Source organism: Natronincola ferrireducens (genome assembly GCF_900100845.1).
In the GTDB taxonomy this organism is placed as follows: domain Bacteria; phylum Bacillota; class Clostridia; order Peptostreptococcales; family Natronincolaceae; genus Natronincola_B; species Natronincola_B ferrireducens.
Map to the genome: position 1 here is coordinate 1 of NZ_FNFP01000018.1, position 8,390 is coordinate 8,390.

The 8,390-nt window shown below is 36.4% G+C and carries 7 protein-coding genes; 2 read left to right on the forward strand and 5 right to left on the reverse strand.

Annotated features, from left to right (window positions below; all coding sequences use genetic code 11):
* Positions 1-279, forward strand: a 279-nt coding sequence (locus BLS22_RS14690) for an IS3 family transposase (RefSeq protein WP_143011270.1), incomplete at its 5' end; no start/stop codon positions are given.
* Positions 280-347: 68 nt separating this feature from the next.
* On the opposite strand, the gene BLS22_RS14695 is transcribed toward BLS22_RS14690, so the two are convergent.
* The 5 genes from BLS22_RS14695 to BLS22_RS14715 all read right to left on the reverse strand — a co-directional run bounded on the left by BLS22_RS14695 (position 348) and on the right by BLS22_RS14715 (position 6,550).
* Positions 348-3,125: a UPF0182 family membrane protein gene (locus BLS22_RS14695; RefSeq protein WP_090555111.1), complete on the reverse strand. Its 2,778-nt coding sequence runs from the start codon at positions 3,123-3,125 to the stop codon at positions 348-350.
* Between the two features lie 84 nt (positions 3,126-3,209).
* Positions 3,210-4,259, reverse strand: a complete 1,050-nt coding sequence (locus BLS22_RS14700; protein WP_090555113.1) for a PTS sugar transporter subunit IIC — start codon at positions 4,257-4,259, stop codon at positions 3,210-3,212.
* A gap of 58 nt (positions 4,260-4,317) precedes the next feature.
* A complete protein-coding gene (nadA, locus tag BLS22_RS14705) occupies positions 4,318-5,241 on the reverse strand; it encodes a quinolinate synthase NadA (RefSeq protein ID WP_330386537.1) in 924 nt (307 codons plus the stop codon).
* 81 nt (positions 5,242-5,322) lie between these two features.
* Positions 5,323-5,841, reverse strand: a complete 519-nt coding sequence (locus tag BLS22_RS14710) for a transcription repressor NadR (RefSeq protein ID WP_090555115.1) — start codon at positions 5,839-5,841, stop codon at positions 5,323-5,325.
* Positions 5,842-5,845: 4 nt separating this feature from the next.
* Entirely contained in the window at positions 5,846-6,550 is a 705-nt protein-coding gene (locus tag BLS22_RS14715; RefSeq protein ID WP_090555116.1) for a helix-turn-helix transcriptional regulator, read from the reverse strand.
* Positions 6,551-6,892: 342 nt separating this feature from the next.
* On the opposite strand from BLS22_RS14715, the gene BLS22_RS14720 reads away from it, so the two are divergent.
* On the forward strand, positions 6,893-8,284 hold the full coding sequence (locus tag BLS22_RS14720; protein ID WP_090555118.1) for a tryptophanase: 1,392 nt from the start codon (positions 6,893-6,895) through the stop codon (positions 8,282-8,284).
* The last annotated feature ends 106 nt before the right edge of the window (positions 8,285-8,390 follow it).

Sequence of the window (8,390 nt, forward strand, 5' to 3'; positions counted from 1 at the left end):
GACCGTGGATACCAATACACTTCAAATGGGTTTAAACATAAGGTAGAAGCAGCAGGAATGACGCAAAGTATGTCACGTGTAGGAAAGTGTATTGACAATGGGCCAATGGAAGGTTTTTTTGGAACTCTAAAATGTGAAAAGTATTATCTCAATAAATACAATACCTTCAAAGAGCTAAATGAGGCGATAGATGAATACATTCATTTCTATAATCATAAGAGATTACAAAAGAAATTAAGCGACCTTAGCCCGATGGAATTTCGAGCTGTGGCCGCTTAGATTAGTTTTTATTATTTCCACTGTCTACTTGACAGGGTGCAGTTCAAATCTTCAAAGGGTGCTTTTTATTAGTTTTCCGTATAATTTTCTAATTGCTTTAGTACTTCCTCTAACTCCTGAATATATCTTCCATACTCTCCCCAATTTCCTTCCCGCAAAGAACGGTTGGCATTTTCAAAGGCTTCATTAGCCTTCTGGATAAGACTTTCTACTGTATCTTCTATACCAGCATCAACTGGGGGTTGTGTAGGTTTTTCAGGTGTCTCTGTTTCCTCTTCTCCCTCCTCTTGGGATGGTGATGGAGAAGAAGTAGATTTTCCAAATATCCTTTCTAAAGCAAGGTCTAAGGTTTTTTCCATCACAACTTGATCACGATAGGCTACAATTACCTTTTTTACTTCTGGAAGGCTGTTTTGTGTAGCTGCCCTAATATATAGGGGTTCTACATATAAAATGGAATCCTCGATAGGGATAACTAACAGGTTTCCTCTAATTACCTGGGAGCCCCCCTCCCCCCAAAGGGTTAGGTTTTGAGATATTTGTGAATCTCCGTCGATTCTGTTCTCTATCTGCATTGGACCATAGATATTTTCATCCTTGGGCAATCTATAAAGAATTAATTCTCCATAATTTTCTGTATCATTTCTAGCCATGAGAATAGCTGTCATATTAGGCATTCTGTTGGGTGTATAGGGAACCGACAGGACAAACTCCTCTTTTGCCTTTCCAGGAAGCTTCATAATCATATATTGAGACTCTATTTCCTGTTCCCCTCCAGCATATTTTTCCTTTGCTATATTATAAACCTCTTCTCCTGCATAGAACATGGTTGGATTGGTAACATGATAGGTCTCATATACCTCTGCCTGTATGTCAAACAGTACTTGAGGGTATCTAATATGATTTTTTAACCCTTCTGGCATTTCCTCCATACTTTTGAAAAGCTGAGGGAATATATTACTGTAGGTTTTGATAACCGGATCCTCTTCATCGGAAATATAATAATTGGTATCACCATTATAGGCATCTACTACCACCTTTACAGAGTTTCTAATATAGTTGTTTCTTCCCCCCATATAGGGTGTGGCATAGGGATAGTTACCGGTGATGGTATAGCCATCGATGATCCAATATAGTTTTCCTTCCTTTATAACAATATAAGGATCATCATCATAATGGATAAAGGGAGCAATCTTGTTTACTCTATCTAATACATTTCTATGGCGGATGATTTTACTCTCCGATGTAATACTATTAGATATCAATAGCTTTAAGCTTCTCTCCTGTAGGGTGTATAATAGTCTGTTGAAACCTGCCAAAGGAATTCCTGCCGTCCCTTCATAGGTGGTCTCAGCACTGGACTCTCCTCCTAAGGGATAATCAAATTCCTTTTCCTTTGTGTTAATAACAATATAGTTATTGGTTAATTCTCCAAAATAAATTTCCGGCCTTTCAATGGTTATATCAACCGTGCTTACCGGGGGAATATTTCTAATCAATAGCTCAGGTTGCCCTTGACTAGTAACAGCGTTAACCGGAGATAAGGCAACCCCATATCCATGGGTGTACTTTAAATGCTGGTTAATCCAAGTTTTAGCATTATCACTTAATCTGGTTTGATCCAGCTCCCTAGGAGCTAAAAAGACCTGAGTATACTCTCCATTAATCATGTATCTATCGATATCTACGTCCAAAAACTGATAATAGGGTCGAATAGCCTGTAGTTGGTTATAGGATTCTATAGTAGGTCGATAATCATTGATTCTAATATTATTTATGGTTTCTTCATTATTTTGTAAATCTTCGGCAGTTAGGGTATTATTTACATCAAAATCTCTGATGGTGACATCCCCCAGTCCATAGGCCTTTCTTGTATAATTTATATTGTTTGCAATATAAGGTGTTTCTTTTGCAATAACATTGGGGTCTACCATCAGTTTTTCCACACCTATGGCTACGAAGTTTCCTAAAACGGTAACAACAATTAACATAGCCGGCACCACAAACGCCTTCTTCCAAGCCCTTTTGAAGTAACCGTAGATTAGGGCTACAGATGATAATAGGGCAATGACCATCTGTACCCTATAGAGAATCAAGGTTACATGGATGTCTGTATACCCAGCACCATATACGGCCCCTGTGGTGGAGTAAAGCAAATTATAGGCGGCAAGATAATGGTTTGCTGCTATAATGATAAAAAATAAAATTCCAATAACTGTTAGTTGTTTAATCCCTAGCTCAGTAAATCCCTTTATAAAGCTCTTATTCCATTTCGTTTCCTCTTCAGAGGTATAATAAGTAGGTTGCTTTATAACAAACATAATGACGTAAAAAATAAAGGTTACTAAAACCAAGGATACTAATAAGCCTATTAAAGCACTTAATAATTGTTCCAGTACGGGTAATTTAAAAATATAAAAAGAAATATCTTTTTGAAAAATTGGATCTGTTATAGCAAATTCTTCGGCATGGAAGTAGTTTAGAAGATTAAACCACAGCCTCCCTGCTGTTGATGAGGCGGTAATAAAGCCTAGAACAACAGAAGGTATGATAAGAATTTTATTGATCCTTTTTTCACTCAACCCTACTTCATAAACTTGTGTCTTTTTATAATAGTCCTTTTTTAAAACAATTAAGTAAACATAATAAAGTATAGTGGCTACAATAAAAACAGGTACACCCAATGTTAGTTGGGTTTTTAGCTTTGTTAAAAATACTTCTTCATAGCCTAGCTCACTAAACCACTGGTAATCTGCAATAAAATTAATAATTTCTGTAAAAAACATTACAAAAACAAAAAAAGCTACAGATACAGAAGCTATTAATATTTTTTTCCTTTTATTCATTTACTTCACCATCCTTTTTTGTAAAAACCAAATTCCCATAGTATTTCTAATATTATTATACTATGGGAACTCCCTTTTTACAAATTATTGATTTAGTTTCATATCCCCCAGCTTAATCCATCCTTTTTTTCTCATATGCTGGGATATTAATAGGGTTAGTATGGCTGGTAAAATAAAGTGTAAAAGAATTACCTTTAACAAAACAGTTGTCGATGGATTTCCTTGCTCTGTAACCATTTTTGCAAAGGTGCCAAATTGACCAACTAATCCACTGGTACCCATCCCAGCACCTATACTGTTGTTTTCCATTTTAAATATAGTAGTGGCCAAAGGCCCAAGAATACCACTGGTCAATGTGGGGGGTATCCATATTAAAGGGTTTTTAATAATATTAGGAACCTGAAGCATACTGGTTCCTAGGCCTTGGGCAATAAAACCTCCAAAGCCATTTTCTTTGTAACTGGCCACACCAAAGCCTATCATTTGAGTAGCACATCCCACCACTGCAGCCCCTGCTGCTAAGCCATCTAATCCAAGGGAAATAGCTAAAGCTGCACTGCTGATGGGTAGAGTTAAGATCATTCCCATTAAGGCTGAAACTAAAATCCCCATAGGGATTGGATGGATTACGGTAAGACTATTGATCATTTGTCCTAATCCCGTCATTAAAGCTGCTACAGCAGGACCTATAAAATTACCGGCAAGTCCTCCAGCTATAATCGTAAAGGCAGGAATCAGTACAATATCCACTTTTGTTTTACCAACTATTAGCTTGGCTACTTCTGCACCTATTAAAGCTGCCACAAAAGCCCCCACCGGCTCCCCTACTTTTATGCTATAGACGCCTGCCTCTGTTAAAAAAATAGTATTTGCTCCTATAGCGCCAGTTGCTATTGAGGCAAATATTCCCAAAGAAGGTGCCCCTACAGCAAAGGCTACTCCAGCCCCTATTGCTGGTCCCATCAGAAATTGCGTTATTTGTCCAAAGACTGTTAATGTAGGAAGGTCTGCTAACTCTCCTATTTGTTTTAAAATTAATCCTATTATTAACGATGAAAATAAACCTAACGCCATTCCGTTTAATGCCTTTGTAAAATATTCTCTAATAGAAATTCTTTCTTTATTAATGTTCATTGATACCCCCTCTTTCCTGTATTTTTTATTGACCTATCCCACCTCTACTTAAATCCCCTTAGCTTATTTCTAACATTCCCTCTAGGGATTTTAATGCTTTTCTTCTAATCCCTTCTTCTACAAAAATCTCTTTTTCTTCATTTAATAAAGCTAGATAAATATCCCTTAAGGTTGTTTTTTTCATATTAAAACAAATCAATGCTGGGGATAGTAAATGAAATTTTTTGTTTGGATTGTTTTTTCTTAGTTGATGTAATACGCCCATTTCTGTGCCTATAATAAAGCTGTTGTTATTAGACTCTCCAGCAAATTTTATTATTTCTGATGTACTGCCTACAAAGTCTGCCTTGGCTACAACTTCAGGAGGGCATTCAGGATGTGCTAGTATAAGGGCCTCTGGATGTCTAAGTCTAACAAGATCTACCTCCCCTTCCCTTACACGATGATGGGTAATACAAAAACCCTCCCAAGAAATCACTTGTTTTTCTGGTATCTTTTTATCTATATAATCTCCAAGATTTTTATCAGGAATAAAAAGCACCTTTTCACCTGGAAGGCTTTTAACAATTTTAACAGCGTTAGAGGAAGTGCAACAGATATCACTTTCTGCCTTTACTTCAGCTGAGGAATTAACATAACATACCACTGGAATGTTAGGATACTGACTTTTAAAATCCTTTAATTTTTCCACATCAATCATCTCTGCCATAGGACATCCCGCATCATAAACTGGTAATAATACCTTTTTATTAGGTAAAAGCATTTTTATGCTTTCTGCCATAAAGTGCACACCACTTAACAGTATTATGTCTCCATTAGTTTTGACAGCCTCTTGACTTAATTTTAAATAATCTCCTACAATATCTGCTATTTCTTGTATTTCAGGTATTTGATAATTGTGGGCAAGGATAACAGCATTTTTTTTCTTCTTTAACCGTTGTATCTCCTGTATCATTTCCTTTTCCGTCATATCTAAATCCATAATATCTATCCTTTCCTATCAATTGTTTTTATTGTTTTTACAGGTGTCTTGTCACCTGTTAGTAAAAAATATATCATACTCTTATTCATTTATCAAGTAGCCTTTTATCATAAGGGCTTGCTTCATCTTTTTAAAGGCTTTTTCATCCGGTACCTCCACTGTGTGAATATGGACTCCCTCCGTCAAGGAAGAGAGAGGTTCTGCTTTATCGTTTTTTATCTTTTGTATAAATTCCTCTAACTCATTTTTGTAGCTAATATCTAATATTCCCTTTATTTCTCCATAAATAGAATGTTCTACGATGACATCTACTATTTTAGCTCCATGATCAATCATAATCTGCAATTCTTCCTTCATCTCTTCATAGGTGGTATGCTTTGTCACAATGGTTTTGATTAGCTTTGTTGTATCCCTTTTAAGCATAACGTATCCTTGGGGTGTAGCTATAATATTTATCCCTTGAGCCCTAAGCAAGGCTATATCTTGGACAATTACCTGTCTAGACACTTGAAAGCAACTGGCCAATTCAGTGCCTTTGATAGGTTTATTTTCCTCCTTCAGCTTCTTAACAATGGCTTCTCTTCTTTCATTGCTGTTCATTTTATCATCCTTTTCTACTATTGTCTTTTTCTTTTGATTTTTTCAAATATCGGTAAATACTTGCTTGGGAGCACTTAAGGCTTTGAGCAGCATATTTTACGGCACCCTTAAGAATAAATATGCCTTTTTCATGCATCAAATCTACAATTTCAAGCTTTTCTTCCGGCAAAAGACGCTCTATTGGCATACCCCGTTGAGAAATTATCTTTTCAAGAATATCATCAACCACATCCTCCATAGAACTGTGAAAGCTTTCTATATCATTATCTATAGCCTCAACAGGTGCTGTTTCATGGTTGTAGAAATATTTCTGTTCTACGTAATTATCAGGGTGACAAAGCTTTAAAACATTTTGAATAAGACTCTGATACCTGCTGTCGTCAAAGTTTATACACAACAAACCAATCAGATTTTCATAGCTGTCCTTTATAAAAAATGTACAGGTTCTCAACATTTTTCCTTTGGGTGAAAGTGCAGCGTTATATACTATGTAGTTTTGATTTCTATATACACCTTTTGATATGGCTTCAAGAGAATTTTTGCTGAGGGGGGCTCCAATGCTTCTACCGCTTATATGTCCATTGGCAATTGCAATTATTGAACCACTTTTGTCGGCAAAATCATGCAATGCAACCTCATGGTCTGGCCCTAGAGTGACTCCCAAAAATTCCACCAGTTGAATGTAGTGTTTTAAATAGCTATGGGTCATAAAATTACTCCATTTCTTGTTATTTTATATTATTTTATCATACTAATAAAATTTTTCAACTATGAAACAGTTTTATTATCCGTTGGAAATTTATTTTATAATTTATAGCATTTAAGAAAATTTTTAGTGGTTTTTGTGGAAATATTTTAAATAGAATTGACATTTTTTTGTTGGAGTGATAATTTATTATTATAGTGATAATATATTATCATCAACGATTAAGAGGGTAGAAGGGTAGAGTGGATGTCCCCAAGCTTGATGTTGTCATCCAAATACCGCCAGGCCTATTAAGTAGGATACCCAGAGAAATTTTTTAAAACAATTTTTGGAGGTGTTTTAGTTATGGCAGTAAAGTATATTCCAGAACCATTTAGAATTAAAATGGTTGAACCAATCAAAATGCTCACAAGAGAAGAACGTAAACAAAAAATCAAAGAGGCAAACTATAACCTTTTTAACCTTAAAGGTGAAGATGTTTACATTGACCTTTTGACAGACTCCGGAACAAATGCAATGTCAGATAGACAATGGGGGGGAGTTATGCACGGTGATGAGGCTTATGCAGGATCATCAAGTTATTTTAAACTAGTTGAAGCAGGTAAAGACATTTTTAATTATGGTTACATACAGCCTGTTCATCAGGGCCGTGCAGCTGAAAAGGTTTTGTTTCCAACATTCCTGACAAAAGGCAAATTTGCTATTTCAAATATGTTTTTTGACACAACAAGGGCACACGTTGAGCTTGCTGGGGCAAGAGCTATTGACTGTGTTATTGAAGAAGCTAAAAACCCATCACACCGTTGTAAGTTTAAAGGTAACATGGATGTTAAAAAGATGGAAGAAATCATCCTTGAAAAAGGTGCTGAAAACATTGGTCTTGTTGTTATGACAATCACAAATAACTCAGCAGGTGGTCAGCCTGTTTCAATGGCTAACCTAAGAGAAACAGCCATTATATGTAAAAAATACAATATTCCTTTCAACATTGACGCTGCTCGTTATGCTGAAAATGCTTACTTTATAAAAAGAGATGAAGAAGGCTATCAGGATAAATCAATAAAACAAATCATTAGAGAAATGTTTAGTTATGCTGATATGTTCACAATGTCTGCAAAAAAAGATACAATCGTAAATATGGGGGGTCTTATTGGTGTTAAAGATGCTGAAAGCCCACTAATTCTTAAAATTAAAGCTAACTGTATTTCATATGAAGGTTTCTTTACCTATGGCGGTCTTTCTGGTCGTGATCTTGAGGCACTTGCTATCGGCCTTTACGAAGGTATTGATGAGGATTATCTCAGATACAGAAATGGCCAGATGGAGTATCTTGCATCCCGTCTAGACGATGCAGGCATCATCTATCAAGCTCCTATTGGTGGTCATGGGGCATTTATCGATGCAAAAGCCATATTCCCACAAATTCCTTACTATGAATTCCCGGGTCAGGTTCTTGCTATTGAGTTGTACATAGAAGCAGGTATCCGTACATGTGATATTGGTTCTTACATGCTTGGTAACGATCCAGATACAAAGGAACAATTGCAGGCTGACTTTGAATTTACACGTCTTGCTATTCCACGTCGTGTTTACACTCAGGCACATTTTGATATCATGGCTGATGCTATCATTGCAGTACGTGACAGAGCCCATGAAATCAAACATGGTTATAAAATTACCTGGGAGCCACCAATTCTTCGTCACTTCCAAGCTTTATTGGCTCCAATAGAAGAATAATTAGTGAATACTGCAAAAACTAAAAAACTCCACAATCAGTGGAGTTTTTCTTTCACGTCGCAACGACCTACTCTCCCAGGCAGTCTCCCGCCCAGGCCCATCAGCG